Raw genomic sequence first — 25210 nt, forward strand, 5'->3', positions numbered from 1 at the left:
TAGCGAGGCAGTCGCCCACGCACAAAACAAAAAGCCGGTGCATACTGACACCGGCTTTTTTCACACAACAAAGGCTTAGTTTAAGCTCAGCTGCGGTATCACCTCTTTCGCCTGCGCCAGGTAATCGGAGCGATCTTTACCTGTCAGGCCTTCGGTGCGCGGCAGTTTCGCCGTCAGCGGGTTCACGGCTTGCTGGTTGATCCACACTTCATAGTGCAGGTGTGGGCCGGTAGAGCGTCCGGTGTTGCCGGAAAGCGCGATACGGTCGCCGCGTTTCACTTTCTGGCCCGGTTTGACCAGAAGCTTACGCAGGTGCATATAGCGGGTGGTATAGGTACGACCGTGACGGATAGCCACGTAGTAACCCGCTGCACCGCTGCGTTTTGCCATTACCACTTCGCCATCTCCCACCGACAGCACGGGCGTACCCTGCGGCATCGCGAAGTCTACCCCGCGGTGTGGCGCAACGCGCCCGGTAACCGGGTTCAGACGACGCGGGTTGAAGTTAGAGGAGACACGGAACTGTTTCGCCGTCGGGAAACGCAGGAAGCCCTTCGCAAGGCCCGTACCGCTGCGGTCATAGAACTTGCCGTCGTCAGCGCGAATAGCGTAGTAATCTTTGCCTTCAGAGCGCAAACGCACGCCCAGCAGCTGGCTTTGCTCGCGCTTGCCGTCCAGCATTTCGCGGGACATCAGGACGGAGAACTCATCGCCTTTCTTCAGCTTGCGGAAGTCCATCTGCCACTGCATGGCTTTGATCACCGCGCTGATTTCAGCGCTGGTCAGGCCGGCATCACGGGCGCTGGAAACAAAGCTTCCGCCCACAGTGCCTTTCATCACGCTGTTCACCCAGTCGCCCTTCTGCAGTTCACTGGTCATTTTGAAACCGTTTGCAGTGCGATCGTAGGTGCGGGTTTCGCGGCGGGACATTTCCCAGGTCAAACGCTGGAGATCGCCATCCGCCGTTAAGGTCCAGGAGAGCTGTTGCCCGATTTTCAGGTTACGCAGGTCTTTATCCGCAGCCGCCAGCTGGCTGATATTGCCCATGTCGATACCGTACTGGTTGAGCACGCTGCTCAGCGTGTCACCGGTAGAGACAACGTATTCGTGGATCCCCGCTTCGTTCTCGGTTTTATCGTCCAGCTCATCCTGCGGGATGGCTTCATCTTCCTGAGCGGCCTGGTCGATAGGCTCGCTGGCTTCAGGCAGCAAAGAACGAATTTCGCTCTTTTCTAGCTCGATGGTTTTAATGATAGGGGCAGAACTCGGGTGGTAAACATAGGGCCGCCAGACGGCGACCGCTAAAGTGAGAACTGTAAGCGACCCCAGCATAACGCGGTGGGGTCGAGGCAGATTGTTAAATGCCAGGGCGACAGAGCGGGCTATCTGTTGCACGTATTCACTTCCTCGTTAATCTCCTTTCAGGCAGCTCGCATACTGGTTCGCCAGTTGGCTGAGGAACTGCGAATAGCTCGCTTTGCTCAACTGGATGTTCGTACCTAGCGGGTCAAGGGTTCCCATGCGCACGGATGTTCCCCTGGCCACGGCTTCTACGACCGCTGGCCTGAACTGTGGCTCAGCAAAAACGCACGTTGCTTTTTGCTCAACCAGCTGTGTTCTGATTTCATGTAAACGCTGCGCACCAGGTTGAATTTCAGGGTTGACGGTAAAGTGCCCAAGCGGGGTCAAACCATAGTGTTTTTCGTAGTAGCCGTAGGCGTCATGAAAAACGAAATACCCTTTTCCTTTCAACGGTGCGAGCTCATTACCCACCTGCTTATCGGTTGCGGCTAATTGTGCCTCAAAATCCTTCAGGTTGGCGTCTAGTTTGGCTCGACTTTGCGGCATAAGTTCCACTAATTTGTCATGGATTGCAACCGCTGAAAGCCGCGCTATCTCTGGGGAAAGCCAGAGATGCATGTTGTACTCGCCGTGATGGTGATCGCCATCACCTTTTTCACCCTCTGCAGCGTGATGATCGTGTTCGTCACCGTCGTCATCCGCCCCTTTCATGAGCAGCGGTTTCACGCCGGAAAGCCCGGCAATCGCGACCTGTTTTTCGCCTGGAATCTGTTTGGCCGATTTCTGCATAAACGCTTCCATCTCCGGACCAATCCAGACAACTAAGTCCGCGTTTTGCAAGCGTTTTACATCTGACGGGCGTAAGGAATAGTCATGCTCGGATGCACCATCCGGGAGCAGAACCTGGGTTTCCGTTACGCCATCGGCAATGGCCGATGCGATGAATCCAAGCGGTTTAAGCGAAGCGACAACGGCAGCGTTAACATCTTGTGCGGTTGTTCCCCAAAGGGCAGCGGATAATGCTGCGAAAAGAAGCGTATTTTTATGTAACATAATGCGACTAGTCATCGTAGTGAATGCGTGGAATGTGATATTATAACATCCGTTGACTTCTTCAAGCTTAAATTGACATGACGACATTGGTTTCTCTCGATAATATTTCGGTCTCATTCGGCCAGCGCCGCGTCCTCTCTGACGTATCGCTGGATCTCAAGCCCGGCAAAATTTTAACGCTGCTCGGCCCTAATGGCGCTGGTAAATCCACTCTGGTGCGTGTGGTGCTGGGTCTGGTAACACCGGACGAAGGTGTGATTACGCGCGAGGAAAAATTGCGGATCGGCTACGTGCCGCAAAAATTACACCTGGACGCCACCCTGCCGCTGACGGTAAGTCGCTTTCTGCGCCTGCGCCCCGGCACGCGTAAAGCCGATATTCTCCCGGCGCTGAAACGCGTGCAGGCGGGCCATCTTATCGACGCACCGCTGCAAAAGCTGTCCGGCGGTGAGACGCAGCGCGTTTTGCTGGCCCGTGCGCTGCTGAGCAGCCCGCAGCTGCTGGTGCTTGATGAGCCAACCCAGGGTGTGGACGTTAATGGTCAGGTCGCGCTTTATGATTTGATCGACCAGCTGCGCCGCGAACTGAACTGCGCCGTGCTGATGGTCTCCCACGATCTCCATCTTGTGATGGCGAAAACGGACGAAGTGCTGTGCCTTAACCATCATATTTGCTGCTCCGGCACGCCTGAAGTGGTCTCGATGCACCCGGAATTTATCTCCATGTTTGGCCCTCGCGGCGCTGAACAGCTGGGTATTTACCGTCATCATCATAATCACCGCCATGATTTACAGGGACGAATTGTCCTGCGCCGGGGAAATGGACACTCATGATTGAACTATTACTGCCCGGCTGGCTGGCCGGGATTATGCTTGCCTGCGCCGCGGGTCCACTCGGCTCGTTTGTGGTATGGCGCAGAATGTCCTATTTCGGGGATACCCTCGCGCACGCCTCCCTGCTGGGCGTGGCTTTTGGTTTACTGCTGGACGTTAATCCCTTCTACGCGGTGATTGTTGTCACCCTGCTGCTGGCAGCCGGGCTGGTCTGGCTGGAGAAACGTCCGCACCTCGCCATTGATACGCTGCTTGGCATCATGGCCCACAGCGCGCTCTCGCTGGGTCTGGTGGTGGTAAGCCTGATGTCGAATATCCGCGTCGACCTGATGGCCTATCTGTTTGGCGATCTGCTTGCCGTGACGCCGGAAGATTTAATTTCCATCGCCATCGGGGTGGTGGTGGTACTCGGTATTCTGCTCTGGCAGTGGCGTAACCTGCTGGCGATGACCGTCAGCCCGGATCTGGCCTTCGTCGACGGCGTGAAGCTGCAGCGGGTTAAGCTGCTGCTGATGCTGGTGACGGCATTAACCATCGGCGTGGCGATGAAGTTCGTCGGGGCGCTGATTATTACGTCGCTGCTGATTATCCCTGCCGCCACGGCACGTCGTTTTGCCCGCACGCCGGAGCAGATGGCCGGTGTGGCCGTGATTATCGGGATGATTGCGGTAACGGGCGGATTAACCTTTTCAGCATTCTATGACACGCCTGCGGGGCCGTCGGTGGTGTTGTGTGCGGCGGTGTTGTTTATTTTTAGTATGATGAAAAAACAACCGAATGCCTGAATAAGCGATTACCACCACCACAGAGGCTGGCGTTTCGCTTCATGTCCTGTGATCAACTCATGGCGAGACTTCCACCCGCAGGAGTGCGCCCATGTCGGGCGCACACGTAAATAAGCACCGATGAAATTATCGGTGCTTATTTTATTTATTAGTACAAGTTGCTAAATACAATTTGGCGCCTGGGACATTTATACCGCCTTCAATATCAAGACATTTCTCATGACCTTCATAATCACTTGTTATCATCTGTCCGTTAACATGGTTCCAATGAGGCGCGGAAGTGTCATTTTGGACTAAATAGATTTTATTATCTATTGGTCCGAACACATAATATGGATGTTCATCCAGTATCAGAGTCCCACCAAGAGCGAAATTGGGCTCACGTATATTCTGCATAGCTGGATTAGAACCACACTCTTCCATCGTCGCCTGCTCCAGGCCAGCGCCAGTCATACACAGTTTTTGTCCGTTACTGGTATTTTCAAGTCTCTGATCTACCATTTTCCATGTTTGGGTTCCTGAAATAGCGGCATTCGCTACGCCAGATATAGCCGCCATAGTCAAAGCGGCAATAGATATTGCCTTCATTAATTTCATTTTGTTATTCCTGATAGGGTAAATAAAATTCATTTATAGCTTGGGTATCGCTATAAATTCATAGTAGATAAAATGAGTGAATTATCTCAAATGATATGGATGATAAATTTATCCAAAATAATATTGATGGGAAAATCGGATGAGGTGAATAATCGGTCAGCGTCGCAGGCGGAATTTAACATCCCGCCTGCTCATCGTTACGGCATTGCCGGTGGGGTGATACCAAAATGATTCCACGCCCGCACCGTCGCCATTCGGCCACGCGGCGTGCGCTGTAAGAAGCCCTGCTGGATCAGATACGGCTCCAGCACATCTTCAATCGTCTCACGCTCTTCACCGATCGCCGCCGCCAGGTTATCCAGGCCAACCGGGCCACCAAAGAACTTATCCAGCACCGCCAGCAGCAGCTTGCGGTCCATATAGTCAAAGCCTTCGGCATCGACGTTAAGCATATCCAGCGCCTGGGCGGCAATCTCTGCCGAAATGGTGCCATCATGCTTCACTTCGGCAAAGTCACGCACGCGACGCAGCAGGCGGTTGGCAATACGCGGCGTCCCGCGCGAACGCTTCGCCACTTCAAAAGCGCCCTCTTCACTCATATCCAGCCCCATATAGCGCGCGCTACGGCCAACGATATGCTGCAGGTCCGGCACCTGATAAAACTCCAGACGCTGAACGATACCGAAGCGGTCGCGCAGCGGAGAGGTCAACGATCCGGCACGGGTCGTGGCGCCAATCAGGGTAAACGGAGGGAGATCGATTTTGATAGAGCGCGCGGCCGGGCCTTCGCCAATCATGATATCCAGCTGGTAATCTTCCATCGCAGGATAGAGCACCTCTTCCACCACCGGAGACAGGCGGTGGATTTCGTCGATAAACAGCACGTCATGCGGTTCAAGGTTGGTCAGCATCGCCGCCAGATCGCCCGCTTTCTCCAGCACCGGGCCGGAGGTGGTGCGCAGATTAACGCCCATTTCGTTGGCGACGATATTCGCCAGGGTGGTTTTCCCTAACCCCGGCGGGCCAAAAATCAGCAGGTGATCGAGTGCATCGCCGCGCAGCTTTGCCGCCTGGATGAAAATCTCCATCTGGGAACGTACCTGCGGCTGGCCGATATACTCATCAAGCAGCTTAGGGCGGATCGCGCGATCCACCACGTCTTCTGCCTGAAGGGTGCCTGCCGATACCAGGCGATCTGCTTCAATCATCCTTTACCTCACAATGCAGCGCGCAGCGCTTCACGAATCAGGGTTTCACTGCTGGCATCCGGTTTGGCAATTTTGCTCACCATGCGGCTGGCCTCCTGAGGTTTATAGCCCAGCGCCACCAGCGCGGCAACCGCTTCCTGCTCGGCGTCATCATCAGAGGCAGGCGCGCCCGGGGAGGTCAGAACCAAATCGGCCGCCGGGGTGAACAGATCGCCGTGCAGACCTTTAAAGCGGTCTTTCATTTCGACTATCAAACGCTCTGCGGTTTTCTTACCGATGCCCGGAAGCTTAATCAGCGCCGCAGGATCTTCGCGCTCAACGGCATTCACAAACTGCTGGGCTGACATACCGGACAAAATCGCCAGCGCCAGCTTCGGCCCGACGCCGTTGGTTTTAATCAGCTCGCGGAACAGGGTGCGTTCCTGCTTGTTGTTGAAGCCGTAGAGCAGCTGAGCATCTTCACGCACCACAAACTGAGTAAAGACAACCGCCTCTTTGCCCGCGTCCGGCAGCTCGTAGAAGCAGGTCATCGGCATATGGACTTCATAGCCCACGCCACCCACTTCCAGCAGCACTAACGGGGGTTGTTTTTCAATAATGATGCCTCTGAGTCTGCCTATCACGTGACGCTCCTGCGTTCTGGAAGAAATTAACTGCCGACATAATAAAAAAAGGCTGGATAAACATCCAGCCTGATTTCTGATTATCGTAACCTGCCTCGCGCCAGGTTGAGCCGCGACTCGCTCATCTGCATCGCGTTCTGGCTGACGTGGCAGTGGGTAATCGCAATCGCCAGCGCATCGGCTGCGTCGGCCTGCGGGTTCGCGGGAAGCTTCAGCAGGGTACGCACCATGTGCTGCACCTGGCTTTTCTCCGCGCTACCGATGCCCACCACCGTCTGCTTGACCTGTCTTGCCGCATATTCGAATACCGGCAAATCCTGGTTCACGGCAGCGACGATGGCAACGCCGCGCGCCTGACCCAGCTTTAGCGCTGAATCGGCGTTTTTCGCCATAAAGACCTGCTCGATGGCGAAATAGTCCGGCTGAAACTGGGTGATGATCTCCGACACCCCCGCGTAGATGAGCTTCAGGCGCGACGGCAGATCGTCCACTTTAGTACGAATACAGCCACTGCCGAGGTAGGTTAGCTGGCGTCCCACCTGACGGATAACGCCATAGCCGGTGACGCGCGAGCCGGGGTCAATCCCGAGGATAATCGACATCACGCGTCTCCCGTAAACGGTTTACAGGCTCTCATCAGAGAGTCGCTGCAACCTCATCAGAGATTTCACCGTTGTGGTACACTTCCTGCACGTCGTCGCAGTCTTCGAGCATGTCGATCAGACGCAGCAGTTTCGGTGCGGTTTCCGCATCCATGTCCGCTTTGGTAGACGGGATCATTGAGACTTCAGCGTTGTCCGCTTTCAGGCCAGCGGCTTCCAGCGCATCGCGCACGGCGCCCATCTCTTCCCAGGCGGTGTAAACGTCAATGGCGCCATCATCGTAGGTCACCACGTCTTCCGCACCCGCTTCCAGCGCCGCTTCCATGATCGCATCTTCGTCGCCTTTCTCGAAGGAGATGACGCCTTTTTTGCTGAACAGGTAAGCTACAGAACCGTCAGTGCCCAGGTTGCCACCGGTTTTGGTGAACGCATGGCGCACTTCCGCAACGGTACGGTTACGGTTATCGGACAGACACTCAACCATCACCGCAGTACCGCCAGGGCCGTAACCTTCATAAATGATGGTTTCCATGTTCGCGTCTTCATCACCGCCGACGCCACGTGCGATAGCACGGTTCAGGGTGTCACGCGTCATGTTGTTAGACAGCGCTTTATCCACCGCCGCGCGCAGACGCGGGTTAGAAGCTGGATCGCCGCCGCCCAGACGCGCCGCTGTCACCAGCTCGCGAATAATTTTGGTAAAGATCTTACCGCGCTTGGCATCCTGTGCCGCTTTGCGGTGCTTGGTGTTGGCCCACTTACTATGACCTGCCATAAAAAGTTCTCCAAAAATCGCGCCTTCTCAGGCCGCGTTAATTACAAATTCTTCAATCGCCTGCCGGTTGCTCCACGACTTGGTAAGCGCGGCGGCATCCGCCGCATCTACCCAGCGGTAGTTCAGGTGTTCGGTAAACACGATCTCCCGCTCATGGGGAAGCGCGAGACAGAACCACGACTCCGTATTGCGCTCAATGCCCGGCGCATAGCGATGACGTAAATGGCTAAAAATTTCAAACTCCACCGTGCGCTGACAGTCCTTCAGGGTCAGTTGCTCATGAGCAACATCAATGGTGACCTCTTCCTTTACTTCACGCGCGGCGGCCTGCGGCGCGGTCTCCCCCTCTTCCAGGCTGCCGGTAACCGACTGCCAGAAATCAGGATCGTCGCGCCGCTGCAACATCAGCACCCGCTTCGTGTCTTCTGCATAAATGACCACCAGGACAGAAACGGGAAGCTTATATGCCATATCAGTTTTTCTCTTCCTTCTTCACCACTTCAATGCCCAGCTCGGCCAGCGCAGCCGGGTTGGCAAAGCTTGGCGCTTCGGTCATCAGACACGCTGCGGCAGTGGTTTTCGGGAAGGCAATAACATCACGAATGTTATCGGTGCCGGTCAGCAGCATGGTCAGACGGTCGAGACCGAAGGCCAGGCCCGCGTGCGGCGGCGTGCCGTATTTCAGGGCGTCCAGCAGGAAGCCGAACTTCTCGCGCTGTTCCTGCTCGTTAATGCCCAGAATGCCGAACACGGTCTGCTGCATGTCACCGCTGTGAATACGCACGGAACCACCGCCCACTTCGTAGCCGTTGATAACCATGTCGTAGGCATTCGCAACCGCGTCTTCCGGTGCCGCTTTCAGCTCTGCCGCCGTCATGTCTTTCGGCGAGGTGAACGGGTGGTGCATCGCGGTCAGGCCGCCTTCACCGTCGTCTTCAAACATTGGGAAGTCGATAACCCACAGCGGCGCCCATTTAGTTTCGTCGGTCAGGTTCAGGTCTTTGCCGAGCTTCAGACGCAGCGCGCCCATCGCATCCGCAACGACTTTCTTGTTGTCTGCGCCGAAGAAGATCATGTCGCCATCCTGCGCGCCGGTGCGCTCAAGGATCGCTTCGACGATGTCCGCGTTCAGGAACTTCGCCACCGGGCTGGTGATCCCTTCCAGACCTTTCGCACGCTCGGTCACTTTAATATAGGCCAGACCTTTCGCGCCGTAGATCTTAATAAAGTTGCCGTAGTCATCAATCTGCTTACGGCTCAGCGCCGCACCGCCCGGTACGCGCAGGGCCGCCACGCGGCCTTTCGGATCGTTAGCCGGGCCCGCGAATACCGCGAACTCAACGGCTTTCACCAGATCAGCCACGTCCACCAACTCCATCGGGTTACGCAGGTCTGGTTTGTCGGAGCCGTAGCGACGTTCCGCTTCGGCGAAGGTCATAATCGGGAAATCGCCCAGCTCAACGCCTTTCACGTCGTTCCACAGGCTACGCACCAGCGCTTCCATCACCTCACGCACCTGTTCGGCGGTCATGAAGGAGGTTTCCACGTCGATCTGGGTAAATTCGGGCTGACGGTCAGCGCGCAGGTCTTCGTCGCGGAAGCACTTAACGATTTGATAGTAGCGATCGAAGCCGGACATCATCAGCAGCTGTTTGAACAGCTGCGGTGACTGCGGCAGCGCGTAGAATTTGCCTTTATGAACGCGGGATGGCACCAGGTAATCGCGCGCGCCTTCCGGCGTGGCTTTGGTCAGCATCGGGGTTTCGATATCGAGGAAACCGTGGTCATCCATAAAGCGACGCACCAGGCTGGTAATTTTCGCACGGGTTTTCAGGCGCTGGGCCATTTCCGGACGACGCAGATCCAGGTAGCGGTATTTCAGACGCGCTTCTTCAGTGTTGACGTGGTTGGAATCCAGCGGCAGCGCTTCGGCACGGTTGATGATAACCAGATCGGACGCCAGCACTTCGATGGCCCCCGTCGCCATGTCTGCGTTAACGTTTTTCTCGTCACGCGCACGCACGGTGCCGGTGACCTGAATGCAGAACTCATTACGCAGCTCGGAGGCCAGCTTCAGCGCTTCGGCGCGATCCGGGTCGAAGAACACCTGAACGATACCTTCACGGTCGCGCATATCGATGAAGATAAGGCTACCAAGATCACGACGACGGTTGACCCAACCACACAGGGTAACCTGCTGTCCGACGTGGGACTGGCGCAGCTGCCCGCAATATTCTGTACGCATGAGATATCCCTTAATTAGCCGCAGGCTAAATGTCGCCTGGTATGCAGGCTACTATGTCGCAGCTTTCTGTATGTCACAACTGGATGAAAAAAGGCGGCTATTATACTGGAAATTCCGCCGGACGATAAGAGCGAACCACCGCCAGACGGTCGTTTGCTGCACTCTTATTGCGCATTCTCACAAAAATTAACAAAATTATCCGACCGATAACAGGTCATCACGTCGTAAGGTGTTACGAAAGTGATTAATTTACCTGGAGTGACGATGTTAACACTTGATGCCCGCAAAACCGCGCTTGTGGTGATTGATTTACAGGAAGGGATCCTCCCCTTTGCCGGTGGCCCGCACGCTGCGGATGATGTGGTCAGCCGCGCCGCTCGCCTGGCCGAGAAATGCCGCGCCAGCGGTGCCCCTGTAGTCATGGTGCGCGTCGGCTGGTCCGCTGATTTCGCCGAGGCGTTAAAACAGCCCGTTGATGCCCAGGCGCCCGCGCATGCCCTGCCGGATAACTGGTGGACGTACCCGGTGTCGCTGGGCAAACGCGACAGCGATATCGAAGTGACCAAACGTCAGTGGGGCGCCTTCTACGGGACCGATCTGGAGCTGCAACTCCGCCGCCGCGGTATCGACACCATTATTCTGTGCGGCATTTCCACCAACATCGGCGTGGAATCGACCGCCCGTAACGCCTGGGAGCTGGGCTTTAACCTGGTGATTGCCGAAGATGCCTGCAGCGCGGCCTCCGCAGAACAGCATCGGGGCAGCATGACCCACATCTTCCCGCGCATCGGACGCGTGCGCAGTACGGATGAGATTTTAAGCGCGCTATGATGTACGTGGGCCTTCCCCAGTGGTCGCACCCGAAATGGGTGCGCCTGGGCATCACCAGCCTTGAAGAGTATGCCCGACACTTCAACTGCGTCGAGGGTAATACCACCCTGTATGCGCTTCCCAAAGCCGAGATTGTCGAACGCTGGCGAGAGCAAACGACCGACGATTTCCGTTTCTGTTTTAAGTTTCCGGCGACCATTTCCCACCAGGCCGCGCTGCGAAACTGCGGGGACTTAACGGAAGAGTTTTTCACGCGCATGTCGCCGCTGGCGAACCGCATTGGGCAATACTGGCTCCAGCTTCCCGCCACGTTTGCCCCGCGCGACCTGCCTGCGCTCTGGCAGTTCCTGGATGCCCTGCCCGGTGAATTCACCTACGGCGTGGAAGTCCGACACCAGGACTTCTTTGCGAAGGGCGAAGCAGAAAGAGCGCTCAACCGCGGCCTGCTTGAACGTTCCGTAAACCGGGTGATCCTCGATAGCCGCCCGGTGCACAGCGCGGTACCGCATAACGAGGCGATCGTTGAAGCTCAGCGTAAAAAACCGAAAGTACCGGTCCACGCCATCGTGACCGCGCAGAATCCGATGGTTCGGTTCATCGGCAGCGATAACATGGAGCAAAATCAGGCGATGTTCGCCGTCTGGCTGCAAAAACTCGCAAACTGGGAACACACCACCACGCCGTACCTCTTTTTACACACGCCGGATATCGCTCAGGCACCCGAACTGGTCGATGCTCTGTGGCAGGCCTTGCAGGCTGCGGTGCCGTCCGTGGGCAGCGCGCCGTCCATCCCACAACAATCTTCTCTTTTCTGATATCACCCCCTATCATAGTGAAGTGCCATCTGCCAAAAACAGGGAGTTAGTATGGTCAGCGCGCTGTATGCGGTGTTAGGTGCATTACTGCTGATTAAATTTTCATTTGATGTTGTGCGCCTGAGAATGCAGTACCGCGTCTCTTATGGCGACGGCGGTTTCTCCGAACTGCAAAGCGCTATCCGCATTCACGGTAATGCGGTTGAATATATTCCCGTGGCCCTCATCCTGCTGCTGTTTATGGAGATGAATGGCGCGGAAACCTGGATGGTGCATATTTGCGGTCTGCTGCTGATAGCTGGCCGGCTAATGCACTATTATGGCTTCCACCACCGCTTATTCCGCTGGCGTCGTTCCGGCATGAGCGCGACATGGTGTTCGCTTTTGCTGATGGTGCTGGCTAACCTGTGGTATATGCCGTGGGAGTTGGTTTTCTCCCTCCGTTAGCGCACAATACGCCACTTTATTTTTCCCGGATTTTTACGTTATGTCAGATCGCGACACGCTTTTTTCCGCGCCTATCGCCAGCCTGGGCGACTGGACCTTCGATGAACGGGTAGCCGAAGTCTTCCCGGATATGATCCAGCGCTCTGTTCCCGGTTATTCCAATATTATCTCTATGATCGGCATGCTGGCTGAGCGCTTCGTTCAACCCGGCACGCAGGTCTACGACCTGGGCTGCTCGCTCGGCGCGGCAACGCTGTCGGTACGTCGTAACGTTCATCACGAAGGCTGCCGCATCATTGCCGTGGATAACTCCCCGGCCATGGTGGAGCGCTGCCGTCGCCATATTGACGCGTATAAAGCCCCCGTACCGGTGGACGTGGTGGAAGGCGATATCCGTGAGATCGAGATTAACAACGCCTCGATGGTGGTACTGAATTTTACCCTGCAGTTCCTGGTGCCTGAAGACCGTCAGCTGCTGCTGGACAAAATTTATCAGGGGCTGAATCCCGGCGGCGCGCTGGTGCTTTCTGAGAAATTCAGCTTTGAGGATGCCAAAGTAGGCGAGCTGCTGTTCAACATGCACCACGATTTCAAACGGGCGAACGGCTACAGCGAGCTGGAGATCAGCCAGAAGCGCAGCATGCTGGAAAACGTGATGCTGACGGACTCCGTGGAAACCCACAAAGCACGCCTGCAGAAAGCCGGGTTTGAGCACAGCGAACTGTGGTTCCAGTGCTTTAACTTTGGTTCGCTGGTGGCGCTGAAAGCGGGAGATGCGGCATGATTGAATTCAGCAACTTCTATCAGCTGATTGCTAAAAACCATCTTTCCCACTGGCTGGAGACACTGCCGGCGCAGATTGCCGCCTGGCAGCGCGATCAGCAGCACGGCCTGTTAAAGCAGTGGTCAAATGCCGTGGAGTATCTGCCGGAACTGACGCCGCATCGTCTGGATCTTCTGCACAGCGTAACCGCCGAGAGCGAAGAGCCGCTCCCGGCCGGGCAGATCAACCGCATCGAAACGCTGATGCGTAATTTAATGCCGTGGCGCAAAGGGCCATTCTCGCTGTACGGCGTGAACATCAATACCGAGTGGCGCTCAGACTGGAAGTGGGATCGCGTACTGCCACACCTTTCCGACCTGACCGGGCGCACCATTCTGGACGTAGGCTGCGGCAGCGGTTACCACATGTGGCGTATGATTGGCGCAGGGGCCCATCTGGCGGTCGGTATTGACCCGATGCAGCTGTTCCTGTGCCAGTTTGAGGCGGTGCGTAAACTGCTTGGTAACGACCAGCGCGCGCACCTGCTGCCGCTGGGTATAGAACAGCTGCCGGCCCTGAAAGCCTTTGATACCGTGTTTTCCATGGGCGTGCTGTATCACCGTCGTTCCCCGCTTGAACACCTGTGGCAGCTCAAAGATCAGCTGGTTAGCGGCGGCGAGCTGGTGCTGGAAACGCTGGTGATCGAAGGCGATGAACATGCCGTTCTGGTGCCGGGCGATCGCTACGCGCAGATGCGCAACGTTTACTTCATCCCGTCCGCGCTGGCGCTGAAAAACTGGCTGGAGAAGTGCGGATTTGTGGATGTGCGCATTGCCGATGTTTGCGTAACGTCTATCGAAGAGCAGCGCCGCACCGACTGGATGATCACCGAATCGCTGGAGCAGTTCCTCGATCCGACCGACCACAGCAAAACCATCGAAGGCTATCCGGCCCCGATGCGTGCGGTGTTGATTGCGACCAAGCCGTAGTTTTCCCCTCACCCCGGCCCTCTCCCCATAGGGGCGAGGGAGAAAAACCGCACCGAGCCGTCCCCTCTCCCCTATGGGGAGAGGGTTAGTGTGAGGGGATAAAAAAAGGCCCCTGTGTAATTGGCAGGGGCCTGGTACAAGCAAGCATCATATTGGGCGACATGATGCGCGGTAAAAATCGGTACGTTGCTACACGTGATGACGCTCAATCAGCGACTTCATTTCCGCAACCGACTCTCCCTCTACGCCATAGCGTGAATACTCATCCGCTTCAGCATCCGTCGACATTGACAGCCCTGTATTGCGATAACGCATGGGTGAAGGTATCCATTTCCCCGCAGAGCTGTGAAGCTCTTCCACCCCGGCGTTTAAAAACCGTTCCAGATTGCTGGCACGGACTCCCGCACCCGCCATTATTATTGGAACACCGGAATGTGCTTTTAGTTCCGTAATTAATTGCAGTCCTTTTTCAGCCGAAGACTGCTGTCCCGATGTCAGAACGCGCGCCACGCCAAGTTCTCCAAGCGTTTCAAAGGCCTGAAGCGGATCTTTACACATATCAAACGCGCGATGAAAAGTGACGGCCATCCCTTTAGCGGCATCCATCACCTGGCGCATCCGCGGCAGATCGACGTGACCGTCTTCATCAAGCAGGCCGGTCACCAGACCGGGGAACCCCAGGTCACGAACAAGGGCGATATCTTCAAGCATGGCACTGAACTCGCCCGGCGTGTAACAAAAATCGCCGCCGCGAGGACGAATAATCGGGTGGACCGGAATGGTGACGGCCTGGCGGGCAGACTTCAACACGCCGTATGAAGGCGTTAACCCCCCTTCTTTCGGGGCCGCGCACAGTTCGATACGGTCAGCTCCCATCTGTTGCGCCGTAAGGGCACACTCCACGCTGTAACAACAAATCTCCAGCAGCGCCATCTACTCCTCCTTAAATCAGCTTAACACGCCATCATGGCACGCCTCTCGTTTCGGGTCTCAGCGGCGAATCACAACTCTCAGGCTTCGCTGGCAACGATCTGCTCAATGGTCCATGGATGAAATTTCACGGTCACCTGCCCGTCCGTCACGGCCAGCGTCGGGTTAGGAAGACGCTCGTGCTCGCCTTTCGGTGAGCTCGTCTTCACAAAAATCCCCGGCTTGCTTAACCCGTCGTCTGACAGCAGGGCAAGGGCGCGCGCGTTCAACGTTTCCGGCTCACCCGGCAGGACGATTTCGATATGCTCCCAGCCTTCGTGCGGATAGCGTTTTTCACCCGGCCACGGCAGTTCAACCACGGTGAACTGCCAGTGCGCCACGTTCACCGGTTCATGCAGTTTAAACAGACAAATTGGGCGTCCATTGATGATGTTCTCAGAGAGCAACTCGCCGCACTGTTCAAACCCGCGGCGCCAGCGTTCAGCCGTCGCATTCTGGTGACAGCGCAAAGAGATGTGATCTGCCTCAAGCGGCGCGATATCCAGACCAAGACGGGTGGCAAGTTCTGTGAACGCCTTTGTGAAGCGCGGTAAATCTGCGGAAATATCATGCAGTTCGTCAATGGATTGCCAGTTTGCCATAAGTCAGTCTCTTTTCATGTCGCAAAGCCGCTAATTTACTCTGTTGCCCTGTTTTGACCAACCGCAGAATCCGGCTTTTTGCGACTGCATGATTATGCACACCTTCACCGCCTGGATTCTGAGCAATCTTCAGGCCCCGCAATGCTGACGCCAGAAGGCATTTGCAGTATACTCCCGCCCTAAATTCTTTAACTGGCGCGGGCGGTTGTAAGCCCGCATCAAAAACGTAAGGTATCCAGGTGAATATTCAGGCTCTTCTCTCCGAAAAAGTCAGTCAGGCACTGATTGCCGCAGGCGCGCCTGCGGATTGCGAACCGCAGGTTCGTCAGTCAGCAAAAGTACAGTTTGGCGACTATCAGGCTAATGGCGTGATGGCAGTGGCTAAAAAACTGGGCATGCCGCCGCGACAGCTCGCTGAGCAGGTACTGACGCATCTGGATCTCTCCGGCATTGCCAGCAAAACCGAAATTGCCGGTCCGGGGTTTATCAATATTTTCCTTGAGCCTGCATTCCTGGCGAGCCACGTTGACGCGGCGCTGAAGTCTGACCGTCTGGGCGTTTCCCAGCCGGAAGCGCAGACCGTGGTTGTCGACTATTCTGCCCCGAACGTGGCGAAAGAGATGCACGTAGGTCACCTGCGCTCCACCATCATCGGTGACGCCGCGGTGCGCACGCTCGAGTTCCTCGGTCACAAGGTGATCCGCGCGAACCACGTGGGCGACTGGGGCACCCAGTTCGGCATGCTGATTGCTTACCTGGAAAAACAGCAGCAGGAAAACGCGGGTGAAATGGCGCTGGCGGACCTGGAAGGATTCTATCGCGAAGCCAAAAAGCACTACGACGAAGACGAAGCCTTCGCCGAGCGCGCGCGCAGCTACGTGGTGAAGCTGCAGGGCGGCGATCGATACTTCCTTGAAATGTGGCGCAAGCTGGTTGACATCACCATGTCCCAGAACCAGCTGACCTACAACCGTCTGAACGTGACGCTGACCCGCGACGACGTGATGGGTGAAAGCCTCTACAACCCGATGCTGCCCGGCATCGTGGCGGATCTGAAAGCCAAAAACCTCGCGGTGGAGAGCGAAGGCGCAACGGTTGTGTTCCTTGATGAGTACAAAAACAAGGAAGGTGAACCGATGGGCGTGATCATCCAGAAAAAGGATGGCGGCTATCTCTACACCACCACCGATATCGCCTGCGCGAAATACCGCTACGAAACCCTTCACGCTGACCGCGTGCTGTACTACATCGACTCCCGCCAGCACCAGCACCTGATGCAGGCGTGGACTATCGTGCGTAAAGCCGGTTACGTACCTGACTGCGTTCCGCTGGAACACCACATGTTCGGCATGATGCTGGGTAAAGACGGCAAGCCGTTCAAAACCCGCGCGGGCGGTACTGTGAAGCTTTCCGATCTGCTGGACGAAGCGCTGGAGCGCGCACGTCGCCTGGTGGCCGAGAAGAACCCGGACATGCCTGCTGATGAACTGGAAAAACTGGCTAACGCCGTGGGTATCGGCGCGGTGAAATACGCGGATCTTTCCAAGAACCGCACCACCGACTATATCTTCGACTGGGACAACATGCTGGCGTTTGAAGGCAACACGGCGCCGTACATGCAGTATGCCTATACCCGCGTGCTCTCCGTGTTCCGTAAGGCGAACATTGATGAAAGCGTGCTGGCGAATACGACAGTAACCATTACAGAAGATCGTGAAGCGCAGCTGGCGGCGCGTCTGCTGCAATTCGAAGAGACGCTGACGGTTGTCGCGCGTGACGGCACGCCGCACGTAATGTGTGCATACCTGTACGATCTGGCGGGTCTGTTCTCCGGCTTCTACGAGCACTGCCCTATTCTGTCTGCGGAAAATGAATCGGTACGCAACAGCCGCCTGAAGCTGGCGCAGCTGACGGCGAAGACCCTGAAGCTGGGTCTGGATACCCTGGGTATCGAAACCGTAGAACGTATGTAATACGAAAAACCCGGCAGGCGCCGGGTTTTTTATTATCAGAAATACTTCCGCAGAAACTCCGTCAAACAGAGTATCGCCATCGCCTGTCCGTACGGCATCGACGTCAGCGGGATCTGGCGATAAAACTCAAGATCGCTCCCCATCCCCGTACCGAACGAGGTTTGCAGCAGCTCGCCTTCCGGCGAAATATTTTTGACGATACCGCCAATCGCTTTTTCTGCCACTTCGGCATACTCCGCGCCAACGTAGCGCTTGCGCACGGCTTTCAGAATGCCGTAGGCAAACCCTGCCGTGGCGGACGCCTCAAGATAAGAATGTGGATCGTCGAGCAGCGTATGCCACAGCCCGCTGTCGTCCTGACACTTTGCCAGCGCGGCAATCTGCGCATTCAATACCTGCACCAGGTAGCGGCGCACGGCGCTGTTTTCCGGCAGATCCACCAGCTCGAGGAAGTCCGGGATCACGATGGTGAGCCAGCTGTTGCCGCGCGCCCAGCGGGCACGGGCAAAGTTATGCTTACCGTCGTAGCTCCAGCCGTGGAACCACAGCCCGGTCTCCCGGTCCATCAGGTTCTGCACGTGCAGCAGGAACTGATACACCGCCTCTTCAACGTACTCCGGTTTGTTGAGCAGCTTGCCGATTTTTGCCAGCGGCAGCACCGTCATCATCAGCGTGTCATCCCACATCTGCTGGTGGTTCTCTTCTGCCAGGGTGATGTGCTGCATCCCACCGTAATCGGTGCGCGGCATCTCGGCCATCGCCCACTCCGCCCAGCTTTCCAGCCACGGCAGCCAGGCCGGGTTTTTGGTCTCTTCGTAGCGATAGGCCAGCGTCAGGAACGGCGACATGGTATTGACGTTTTTGGTGGTGGCGCCTTCCGCAAAGCGGTCTATAAACCAGCTGTCGATAATATTGCGCATCTCTTCGTCGCCGGTCTGGCAGTAGTACTGCCAGATGCCATACAAACCGACGCCGTGCGTCCACTCCCATCCGGCCCAGCCTTTGGTGTCGATGACGCGTCCGTCGTCCAGCCGCAGCAAAAACTCACCCGTTTTGTCGTGGATATTGACCAGGTTATACGTCACCTTTTGAATCAGCGATTTCAGCTCATCCCTGGCTATAAAACGTTCAGGCTGACGCAATAACGGGCTATGTTTGACAGGCCAAACTTTCATTATCTTAACCTCCGTTGTATGTCGAATTGAGTACCGCGCGATCCTTCAGCGAAGGTGCCGCTGGCTTGTTGCGATTCAGATAACCGATGTTGTTATTGCCCCAGAGTGACTCATAAGGCATACCGGCCAGCATCTCGACGGTAGCGCGGGCGTGTGGCGTCGCTGACTCCGGCATTGCATGACCACACTCGCGCATTTTCGCGGTCTCCTCGCGCAGCGTGCTGTGGGTCTGCAAGTTAAGCTTGAAGCGCAGGGAGACAAGAAAACCGCAGAACAGCACCAGGACGGTGCCCACGCTCAGGATCGTCAAAATGGTGTGGCTCACTTCCGCAGGCTGGACTTTTTGACCGCTGACAAAGCCGGACATCTGCATCACAATGCCTACCAGCATCACCGCACCGGCCTGAGACGCCTTGCGGGTCAGGGTCATGATGCCGGCGAAAATCCCTTCGCGGCGCTGGCCGGTGATTACTTCATCCACGTCAGCAATGTAGGTGTAGGTATTCCATGGCACGTAGTTGATACCGCCGCGGCCCAGCCCAGCCACCGCAGAGATCAGCAACAGCAGAGCGTAGACGTCGCTCAGGCCCGCATAATAGAGCATGGCGTAAGAGAGAGACGCCAGGCCAAACAGCACCACGACCATGCGGTAGGACGGAGCAGGTCCGAAGCGAATACACAGCGGGATCATCCCGATCACGGCGAGGAACTGGAAGATAGCCATCGTGCCCAGCAGATTGGACGCCATTGAGGCTTCCTGCATCAGCACAAACACCACGTAGTAAGTGAATACCGCATTAAACACGTCCTGCGCGATATAGCCGCCGAGGTACATGCCCAGATGCTGACGGAAAATCTTGATGCGCAGCGTGGAGCTTAACTCAACGATCAGGCGATTGAGACTCTGCCCCAGCGTCAGCTTCTTCTTCTCTTCTTCAGCACGCAGCGCCGCTTCAGACCACTCCTCACGCGGGCGCTCCCAGGTAAAGAACCAGACAAAGGTCAGCATCAGCGCGCACAGCACGGAGAAGACCAGGCTTGCGTAGAAGAAGGAAACGGCGTTGTCTTTCCCGAATTGCGTGAGCAGGATCCCCGGCAGGAAGGAGGCCAGAATGGCGGACATCTGCGCCATAGAGATACGCGCCCCGGAGAACTTGGTTTTCTGTTTGAAGTCATCGGTCATTTCCGGCACCAGCGTTTCGTAAGGCACCAGAATCATGGTGTAGACAATATCAAACACCAGATAGGTCAGCAGGTAGTACCAGAAATTCATGTCCCCCACCCACATCAACGAGTAGCTGAACACGCATGGAATACCCAGCAGGATAAAGAACTTACGGCGACCAAAGCGCTTCCCAAGCCAGGTCGTACCGAAGTTATCCGTCAAAAAGCCCATTAACGGGCTGACAACAGCATCCAGCACCCTCGCAGCGGCAAAGATGAAGGTTGCCTCAATCGGTGTGAGTCCACAGAAGGTGGTATAAAAATACAAAAGCCAGGCCGCCGTCAGGGCGGTAGTACCTGCCCCAAGAAAATCGCCTGCTCCGTAGGCAAGATAATTTGCGAGTCCAATTTTACGTGTTTTCATTGCCGTCAACCCTAATCAAATTTGGGAGACTCCCTGCAGGTAAGGCTCATCGGGGAGTTTTTACACGGCTACAGTAAATGCAACGACGTCCTGATACCTTTCTGTTTCTGCCATCACGAGCAGGGTGAATGGCAAAAATGCAAAGGGTCGCGTCACGCGTGTCACTAATTTATAAAACAGCGTTTCTATTGCATCAAAAGAGGAGGTCAATTTTGCGAGACAGCCATCAGAATTGACTGATGGCTGGTGAAAAGGCAGGCAGCTAGCGGTAGTTGACGATGACAGAATTACTCTGCACCTTCAGCGCCGGGATCAAACGTCCCCCGCCCGGCACTTCCCAGATAAAACGCAAGGGTTCAATGGCCGGCACGCCGTTGAATGCCTGGGTTGTGCCATTCTCTCCGTCGATCTCCGTACAGCGAGTCTGAGAACAGAGACGCACCCGAAGCCCGGCAGGGGTTGGGCCAATCAGCCGGTAGTTCCAGACCACCATCCCCATCTGACCAGAAACCGTTTCAGAAGGCGACAGCGGGTTAGAGGACATGGCGACCCCCCGGTTGCTGAGGGTCACGCCCATGCTGCTTGCCTGCCAGGAGCCTTCCCCGGCAGCCTGAACCGCCAGCGGGAAGAACAAAACCCATAACCATTTACCCATTATTTTCCTCCAATCGTCGCCGTCATGCGGATATGGCGGTTGTCCGACAGCTCCATATTCGACAGCACAACCAGCTGGTTCAGGCTGCGACGCAGGAAGCGCGACAGTAGCGGGCGCAGCGCGTGGTTGACCAGCAGCACCGGCGGTGCCCCCAGCATCTCCTGACGCGCCAGCGCTTCCTGGGTCTGCTCCAGCAGGCGATCCGCCAGCCCAGGCTCCAGGCCGCCTCCGCCCTGCAGGGCCTGCAGCAGAAGGCGCTCAAGCGGCGTATCGAGGCCAATAACCTGGACTTCGCCGGTTCCCGGGAACCACTGTTGGGTGATCGCGCGCCCCAGCGCCACGCGCACCACCGCCGTCAGCTCGTGCGGATCGCTTTGCAGCGGCGCATGCTCAGCAAGGGTTTCCAGAATGGTACGCATATCGCGGATCGGCACTTTTTCCTCAAGCAGGTTCTGCAGCACCTTGTGCAGCGTGGTTAACGTCAGCACGCCCGGCACCAGGTCTTCCGTCAGCTTCGGCATCTCCTGCGTCACGCGGTCGAGAAGCTGCTGCGCTTCCTGACGGCCAAACAGTTCAGCCGAGAATTGGCCAATCAAATGATTAAGGTGGGTTGCCACCACGGTACTGGCTTCGACAACCGTATATCCCTGAATTTGCGCCTGCTCTTTCAGCGCGCTTTCAATCCAGATTGCCGCCAGGCCAAAGGCCGGATCGACGGTTTGCTCGCCCGGGAGCGTGCCTGCTGCGGTGCCGGGGTTAATGGCCAGCCAGCGGCCCGGGTAGGCATCACCGCTGCCAATTTCGACCCCTTTCATCAGAATGCGGTAGCGCGCGGGCGGCAGGTCCATGTTGTCCTTGATGTGAACCACCGGCGGCAGAAAGCCCATGTCCTGGGCGAATTTTTTACGGATACTCCGGATGCGGCCAAGCAGCTCGCCATCCTGCTGGAAATCCACCATCGGGATCAGACGATACCCCACTTCCATTCCCAGGGAATCTTCCAGTTGAACGTCGTTCCAGGTCGCCTCTACAGCCTGGGTGTTCTCCGGCATTTTCACCGGTACCGGTTCCGCAGCCGGCCTGGCCTCGCGGCCACGCATCCACCAGGCCAGGCCCAGCAGCCCCGCCGTAAACAGCAGGAATACGAGGTTTGGCATCCCCGGCACCAGGCCGAGCAGTCCCAGCACCGCAGCCGCCAGCAGCATCACGCGCGGGTTACTGAAGAGCTGGCCAACCATCTGCTCGCCAACGTCCTGGTCGGTACTGACGCGCGTCACGATAACACCCGCCGCAGTGGAGATGACCAGCGCCGGGATCTGTGCAACAAGACCGTCACCAATGGTCAGCAGCGTATAGCTTTCCGCCGCGTGGCCCATGTCCATCCCGTGCTGCAATACCCCCACCAGCAGGCCGCCGACCACGTTAATCACCATGATCAGGATGCCCGCGATGGCATCACCGCGAACAAACTTACTCGCACCGTCCATGGAGCCGTAGAAGTCCGCTTCTTGCGTCACTTCCGCGCGGCGCTTTTTCGCTTCATCTTCGGCAATAAGCCCGGCGTTCAGGTCGGCGTCGATCGCCATCTGCTTGCCCGGCATCCCGTCCAGCACAAAACGCGCGCCTACTTCCGCGATACGCCCCGCGCCTTTGGTGATAACCATAAAGTTAATGATAACGAGGATAACGAACACCACGATACCGATAGCGAAGTTCCCGCCCACCAGGAAGTGGCCGAAGGCTTCGACCACCTTCCCTGCCGCTGCCGCGCCGGTGTGGCCTTCCATAAGGATGATACGCGTGGAGGCCACGTTCAGCGCTAGCCGCAGCAAGGTGGTAAACAGCAGAATGGTCGGGAACGCGGCGAACTCCAGGGTGCGCTGGGTGAACATCGCCACCAGCAGCACCATAATGGACAGCGCAATATTGAAGGTAAAAAGCAGATCGAGGATGAATGCCGGGAGCGGCAGTACCATCATCGACAGAATCAACAGGATGAGGATCGGCCCGGCAAGGATCTGCCATTGAGTCGATTTCAGGTTGCCGGGCAGGCGCAACATTGCCACCAGATTAGCCATCAGTGTCCTTCTCGTTCATAAAATCCAGCGCGGCAGGCACCGGAAGGTTCTCAGGTTTGACAGGCCGTTGACCGCCGGCCAGACGCCAGCGCTTCAACTGCCATACCCAGGCCAACACTTCCGCCACCGCGGCGTAGAGCTGTCCAGGGATCTGTTGTCCGATATCCGCGTGGCGGTAGAGGGCTCGCGCCAGCGGAGGCGCTTCCAGGATCGGCACGCGGTTTTCGGTGCCAATTTCCCGGATGCGCAACGCAATCAGCCCCGCCCCTTTCGCCACCACTTTCGGCGCGCTCATTTTGTTTTCGTCATAGCGCAGCGCCACGGAATAGTGTGTCGGGTTGGTAACGATGACGTCCGCCTTCGGCACATCTTCCATCATGCGGCGACGGGCGGCGGCACGCTGCATCTGGCGGATGCGCCCCTTCACGTGCGGGTCACCTTCCATCTGCTTATATTCGTCGCGGATGTCCTGACGTGACATCCGCAGTTTCTTGAAGTGGGAATAAAGCTGGAAGATCACGTCAAAACCCACCATCGGAATAATGCTGAGCACCACCAGCAGCGCGCAAAGCCCGACCAGATTCAGCGCGTTGCTCATCGCTGTGAGGGGCGACTCGCTGATAAGGCGCATCATTTCGGGCCAGTGGTACCAGAGAAAAAATCCCGCGGAACTGCCCATCAGCACCGATTTGAGAATAGCCTTGAGCAGCTCGGCCCCGGTCTGCGCCGAGAACATTTTCGCAATGCCCGGCAGCGGGTTGAGTTTCGAAAATTTGGGTTGCAGCGATTTTCCGCTAAAGACCAGGCCGCCCAGCATCACCGGCGAGACCAGCGCCACCAGCACTACGCCGGTAATCAGAGGCAGCAGCGCAACCATGGCCCCTTTTATCAGCTGAATAATCTGGCTGAGGATCAGATTCGGGTCGTTGACCATGCTGTGGTCAAAACGTAAGCCGGTGGAGAGCATCCCCGCCAGCTTGCGGGCGAGCGACTCCCCACCCCACCAGATAATGCACACCCCGACGATAAGGATCAGCAGGGAGGTCAATTCTCGGGATCGGGGTATCTGCCCTTCCTCACGCGCCTTTTCTAGTCGGTGGGGTGTGGGAGCTTCCGTTTTGTCGTCGTTCTCTTCTGCCACAGTACATGCTCAGCCCATTACGTCACGGGTATCATGCCACGGTGGCGCATCGTCAATGGGCTGATAAAACCCTATAAGCGGGCCTTTTTACACACTTTAAGAAGAGCCTGTACAGGAGAAGGCTGGAAAAATGGTTTAAATAATGCTCAGGTGGGTTTTGACAGCCAATCATCATCGATGAATAATTATTAAAAATGCATTTAGTAAAATTTAAGTACATACTCACCTGCTGAGCATTTGGTAAATACATCATCAAAATACGCTTATTTTTTCGCTCACTTGATTTCTTAAATGATAAAAATATGTAAATTAGATAACCGCAGCGTATCAAACATTAAATTCAATCAATTCAAATGTCATTTTTAATAGTTTACAATATACAATATTATTCTTGCCCATCGCTTACCTAATGAAAATTACCCGCTATACTTTTGCTCGGCGTTAATCGAGAAATATATCAAGTTGCATGCCAATTTGTTTTCAACTTCAGGAGTTTTTGTAGATGGATTTCAAAAGAAACATTTTTGCGGGCGTGACGCTTGCTGTCATTTCAATGGGCAGTTTCGCTGCCGAAATGAATGCAGGGACGATCCACTTCACGGGTGAAATTATTGAACCTAGCTGCACGATTCAAGGGGACAGCGGCACAGACAGTACGATTCCACTTGGCACCTATCCGGTCTCACTTTTTACAGAAGTCGGAAAGGAAACCACGCTCACTCCGTTCTCTATTATTTTGGCCAACTGTCCATTAAAAAGCGACGGATTGCCAGCGGTTCAACTGACCTTTAACGGTCCAACAACCTTGACGAAGACGAATACTCTGCTTGATGTAAGCAAAATTACCTCAACAGGTGACACCGCCGCGACAGGTATTGGCGTTGCCGTCAGTCCTGTAGGGAGCGATGCTCAGTTGATCACCATGGATGGTTCTGAAGAACAGGTCTACATTGAACTGCCCACGAAATCTTCTGATACCATCAAGGCAGACTTTAACGCCCGCTATAAATCATTCGCGGCAACGGTAACCGCCGGTCCAGCCGATGCTGATATGACGGTGAATATTTTATATCGCTAATAAACCATCGCCTAATATTCAGCTAATAAATATATTTACGCCATGACATTAAAGGAGTCATGCTCAGATAATAGTCCGCATTC

General features: G+C 56.0%; 25 protein-coding genes. 9 read left to right on the plus strand and 16 right to left on the minus strand.

The window, feature by feature from the left end; translation table 11 throughout:
- Window positions 1-75 precede the first annotated feature (75 nt).
- Entirely contained in the window at window positions 76-1395 is a 1320-nt protein-coding gene (gene mepM / locus ACR42C_RS13850; protein ID WP_316379510.1) for a murein DD-endopeptidase MepM, read from the minus strand.
- 15 nt (window positions 1396-1410) lie between these two features.
- A complete protein-coding gene (znuA, locus tag ACR42C_RS13855) occupies window positions 1411-2355 on the minus strand; it encodes a zinc ABC transporter substrate-binding protein ZnuA (protein WP_162874936.1) in 945 nt (314 codons plus the stop codon).
- 77 nt (window positions 2356-2432) lie between these two features.
- Between znuA and znuC the strand changes: the two genes are divergently transcribed.
- Window positions 2433-3188, plus strand: coding sequence for a zinc ABC transporter ATP-binding protein ZnuC (gene znuC, locus ACR42C_RS13860; protein ID WP_014884314.1), 756 nt, complete (start codon window positions 2433-2435; stop codon window positions 3186-3188).
- Window positions 3185-3973: a zinc ABC transporter permease subunit ZnuB gene (gene znuB, locus ACR42C_RS13865; protein ID WP_116339092.1), complete on the plus strand. Its 789-nt coding sequence runs from the start codon at window positions 3185-3187 to the stop codon at window positions 3971-3973. Before znuC ends, znuB begins: the two co-directional genes overlap by 4 nt.
- A 141-nt stretch (window positions 3974-4114) precedes the next feature.
- Here the strand turns inward: znuB and ACR42C_RS13870 are convergent, their stop codons facing one another.
- From ACR42C_RS13870 to aspS, 7 genes are all read right to left on the minus strand, one after another.
- Window positions 4115-4570, minus strand: a complete 456-nt coding sequence (locus ACR42C_RS13870; RefSeq protein ID WP_316379509.1) for a hypothetical protein — start codon at window positions 4568-4570, stop codon at window positions 4115-4117.
- Between the two features lie 197 nt (window positions 4571-4767).
- Entirely contained in the window at window positions 4768-5778 is a 1011-nt protein-coding gene (ruvB, locus tag ACR42C_RS13875; protein WP_025756924.1) for a Holliday junction branch migration DNA helicase RuvB, read from the minus strand.
- 8 nt (window positions 5779-5786) lie between these two features.
- On the minus strand, window positions 5787-6401 hold the full coding sequence (gene ruvA / locus ACR42C_RS13880) for a Holliday junction branch migration protein RuvA (RefSeq protein WP_163329867.1): 615 nt from the start codon (window positions 6399-6401) through the stop codon (window positions 5787-5789).
- Window positions 6402-6481: 80 nt separating this feature from the next.
- Entirely contained in the window at window positions 6482-7003 is a 522-nt protein-coding gene (ruvC, locus tag ACR42C_RS13885) for a crossover junction endodeoxyribonuclease RuvC (RefSeq protein WP_003859749.1), read from the minus strand.
- A gap of 34 nt (window positions 7004-7037) precedes the next feature.
- Window positions 7038-7778, minus strand: coding sequence for a YebC/PmpR family DNA-binding transcriptional regulator (locus ACR42C_RS13890; RefSeq protein ID WP_003859747.1), 741 nt, complete (start codon window positions 7776-7778; stop codon window positions 7038-7040).
- Between the two features lie 27 nt (window positions 7779-7805).
- Window positions 7806-8249 carry a dihydroneopterin triphosphate diphosphatase gene (nudB, locus tag ACR42C_RS13895; protein WP_061097872.1) on the minus strand — a complete coding sequence of 148 codons (444 nt, stop codon included), beginning with the start codon at window positions 8247-8249 and terminating at the stop codon, window positions 7806-7808.
- 1 nt (window position 8250) lies between these two features.
- Window positions 8251-10023: an aspartate--tRNA ligase gene (aspS, locus tag ACR42C_RS13900; protein ID WP_061097871.1), complete on the minus strand. Its 1773-nt coding sequence runs from the start codon at window positions 10021-10023 to the stop codon at window positions 8251-8253.
- Between the two features lie 264 nt (window positions 10024-10287).
- Here aspS and ACR42C_RS13905 point away from each other — a divergent pair, with 264 nt between their 5' ends.
- From ACR42C_RS13905 to cmoB, 5 genes are read left to right on the plus strand one after another with little or no spacing between them, the layout of a single operon-like run.
- Window positions 10288-10854, plus strand: coding sequence for a hydrolase (locus ACR42C_RS13905; RefSeq protein ID WP_166711571.1), 567 nt, complete (start codon window positions 10288-10290; stop codon window positions 10852-10854).
- Complete coding sequence (locus ACR42C_RS13910) at window positions 10851-11669, plus strand: DUF72 domain-containing protein (protein WP_192984913.1); 819 nt, start codon at window positions 10851-10853, stop codon at window positions 11667-11669. Before ACR42C_RS13905 ends, ACR42C_RS13910 begins: the two co-directional genes overlap by 4 nt.
- 51 nt (window positions 11670-11720) lie before the next feature.
- Window positions 11721-12116: an MAPEG family protein gene (locus ACR42C_RS13915; protein ID WP_116339083.1), complete on the plus strand. Its 396-nt coding sequence runs from the start codon at window positions 11721-11723 to the stop codon at window positions 12114-12116.
- Window positions 12117-12156: 40 nt separating this feature from the next.
- Window positions 12157-12900, plus strand: a complete 744-nt coding sequence (gene cmoA / locus ACR42C_RS13920) for a carboxy-S-adenosyl-L-methionine synthase CmoA (RefSeq protein ID WP_163329865.1) — start codon at window positions 12157-12159, stop codon at window positions 12898-12900.
- Window positions 12897-13868: a tRNA 5-methoxyuridine(34)/uridine 5-oxyacetic acid(34) synthase CmoB gene (gene cmoB / locus ACR42C_RS13925; RefSeq protein ID WP_116339079.1), complete on the plus strand. Its 972-nt coding sequence runs from the start codon at window positions 12897-12899 to the stop codon at window positions 13866-13868. The genes cmoA and cmoB overlap by 4 nt, the downstream gene beginning before the upstream one ends.
- 189 nt (window positions 13869-14057) lie before the next feature.
- On the opposite strand, the gene cutC is transcribed toward cmoB, so the two are convergent.
- Both cutC and ACR42C_RS13935 read right to left on the minus strand, forming a co-directional pair.
- Window positions 14058-14801, minus strand: a complete 744-nt coding sequence (gene cutC, locus ACR42C_RS13930; protein ID WP_233003071.1) for a copper homeostasis protein CutC — start codon at window positions 14799-14801, stop codon at window positions 14058-14060.
- A 77-nt stretch (window positions 14802-14878) separates the two neighbouring features.
- Complete coding sequence (locus ACR42C_RS13935) at window positions 14879-15439, minus strand: VOC family protein (RefSeq protein WP_316379504.1); 561 nt, start codon at window positions 15437-15439, stop codon at window positions 14879-14881.
- A 239-nt stretch (window positions 15440-15678) separates the two neighbouring features.
- On the opposite strand from ACR42C_RS13935, the gene argS reads away from it, so the two are divergent.
- Window positions 15679-17412: an arginine--tRNA ligase gene (argS, locus tag ACR42C_RS13940; RefSeq protein ID WP_116339071.1), complete on the plus strand. Its 1734-nt coding sequence runs from the start codon at window positions 15679-15681 to the stop codon at window positions 17410-17412.
- A 35-nt stretch (window positions 17413-17447) separates the two neighbouring features.
- On the opposite strand, the gene bglB is transcribed toward argS, so the two are convergent.
- From bglB to flhB, 5 genes are all read right to left on the minus strand, one after another.
- Window positions 17448-18587, minus strand: a complete 1140-nt coding sequence (gene bglB / locus ACR42C_RS13945; protein ID WP_479984235.1) for a beta-galactosidase BglB — start codon at window positions 18585-18587, stop codon at window positions 17448-17450.
- A 4-nt stretch (window positions 18588-18591) separates the two neighbouring features.
- Window positions 18592-20175 carry an MFS transporter gene (locus ACR42C_RS13950; protein WP_116339067.1) on the minus strand — a complete coding sequence of 528 codons (1584 nt, stop codon included), beginning with the start codon at window positions 20173-20175 and terminating at the stop codon, window positions 18592-18594.
- Window positions 20176-20437: 262 nt separating this feature from the next.
- Window positions 20438-20830: a flagellar protein FlhE gene (gene flhE / locus ACR42C_RS13955; protein WP_316379502.1), complete on the minus strand. Its 393-nt coding sequence runs from the start codon at window positions 20828-20830 to the stop codon at window positions 20438-20440.
- The gene (flhA, locus tag ACR42C_RS13960) at window positions 20830-22908 is read right to left on the minus strand and encodes a flagellar biosynthesis protein FlhA (RefSeq protein ID WP_316379501.1); all 2079 of its coding nucleotides are present in this window, start codon (window positions 22906-22908) and stop codon (window positions 20830-20832) included. The genes flhE and flhA overlap by 1 nt, the downstream gene beginning before the upstream one ends.
- Window positions 22901-24049 (minus strand): flagellar biosynthesis protein FlhB, encoded by a 1149-nt coding sequence (gene flhB, locus ACR42C_RS13965; protein WP_041909432.1) that lies wholly within the window; start codon window positions 24047-24049, stop codon window positions 22901-22903. Before flhB ends, flhA begins: the two co-directional genes overlap by 8 nt.
- A 502-nt stretch (window positions 24050-24551) precedes the next feature.
- Here flhB and ACR42C_RS13970 point away from each other — a divergent pair.
- A complete protein-coding gene (locus ACR42C_RS13970; RefSeq protein ID WP_233003076.1) occupies window positions 24552-25127 on the plus strand; it encodes a fimbrial protein in 576 nt (191 codons plus the stop codon).
- Window positions 25128-25210: the final 83 nt, after the last annotated feature.

Source organism: Enterobacter sp. MG-EB028, from assembly GCF_056673305.1.

What these genes read in the sequence shown, in the direction of transcription:
- znuA (WP_162874936.1), bottom strand. Translation starts at nt 2,355, where the DNA reads ATGTTACATAAAAATACGCTTCTTTTCGCAGCATTATCCGCTGCCCTT.
- znuC (WP_014884314.1), top strand. Translation starts at nt 2,433, where the DNA reads ATGACGACATTGGTTTCTCTCGATAATATTTCGGTCTCATTCGGCCAG.
- znuB (WP_116339092.1), top strand. Translation starts at nt 3,185, where the DNA reads ATGATTGAACTATTACTGCCCGGCTGGCTGGCCGGGATTATGCTTGCC.
- ACR42C_RS13870 (WP_316379509.1), bottom strand. Translation starts at nt 4,570, where the DNA reads ATGAAATTAATGAAGGCAATATCTATTGCCGCTTTGACTATGGCGGCT.
- ruvB (WP_025756924.1), bottom strand. Translation starts at nt 5,778, where the DNA reads ATGATTGAAGCAGATCGCCTGGTATCGGCAGGCACCCTTCAGGCAGAA.
- ruvC (WP_003859749.1), bottom strand. Translation starts at nt 7,003, where the DNA reads ATGTCGATTATCCTCGGGATTGACCCCGGCTCGCGCGTCACCGGCTAT.
- ACR42C_RS13890 (WP_003859747.1), bottom strand. Translation starts at nt 7,778, where the DNA reads ATGGCAGGTCATAGTAAGTGGGCCAACACCAAGCACCGCAAAGCGGCA.
- nudB (WP_061097872.1), bottom strand. Translation starts at nt 8,249, where the DNA reads ATGGCATATAAGCTTCCCGTTTCTGTCCTGGTGGTCATTTATGCAGAA.
- aspS (WP_061097871.1), bottom strand. Translation starts at nt 10,023, where the DNA reads ATGCGTACAGAATATTGCGGGCAGCTGCGCCAGTCCCACGTCGGACAG.
- ACR42C_RS13905 (WP_166711571.1), top strand. Translation starts at nt 10,288, where the DNA reads ATGTTAACACTTGATGCCCGCAAAACCGCGCTTGTGGTGATTGATTTA.
- ACR42C_RS13910 (WP_192984913.1), top strand. Translation starts at nt 10,851, where the DNA reads ATGATGTACGTGGGCCTTCCCCAGTGGTCGCACCCGAAATGGGTGCGC.
- ACR42C_RS13915 (WP_116339083.1), top strand. Translation starts at nt 11,721, where the DNA reads ATGGTCAGCGCGCTGTATGCGGTGTTAGGTGCATTACTGCTGATTAAA.
- cmoA (WP_163329865.1), top strand. Translation starts at nt 12,157, where the DNA reads ATGTCAGATCGCGACACGCTTTTTTCCGCGCCTATCGCCAGCCTGGGC.
- cmoB (WP_116339079.1), top strand. Translation starts at nt 12,897, where the DNA reads ATGATTGAATTCAGCAACTTCTATCAGCTGATTGCTAAAAACCATCTT.
- cutC (WP_233003071.1), bottom strand. Translation starts at nt 14,801, where the DNA reads ATGGCGCTGCTGGAGATTTGTTGTTACAGCGTGGAGTGTGCCCTTACG.
- ACR42C_RS13935 (WP_316379504.1), bottom strand. Translation starts at nt 15,439, where the DNA reads ATGGCAAACTGGCAATCCATTGACGAACTGCATGATATTTCCGCAGAT.
- bglB (WP_479984235.1), bottom strand. Translation starts at nt 18,587, where the DNA reads ATGAAAGTTTGGCCTGTCAAACATAGCCCGTTATTGCGTCAGCCTGAA.
- ACR42C_RS13950 (WP_116339067.1), bottom strand. Translation starts at nt 20,175, where the DNA reads ATGAAAACACGTAAAATTGGACTCGCAAATTATCTTGCCTACGGAGCA.
- flhE (WP_316379502.1), bottom strand. Translation starts at nt 20,830, where the DNA reads ATGGGTAAATGGTTATGGGTTTTGTTCTTCCCGCTGGCGGTTCAGGCT.
- flhA (WP_316379501.1), bottom strand. Translation starts at nt 22,908, where the DNA reads ATGGCTAATCTGGTGGCAATGTTGCGCCTGCCCGGCAACCTGAAATCG.
- ACR42C_RS13970 (WP_233003076.1), top strand. Translation starts at nt 24,552, where the DNA reads ATGGATTTCAAAAGAAACATTTTTGCGGGCGTGACGCTTGCTGTCATT.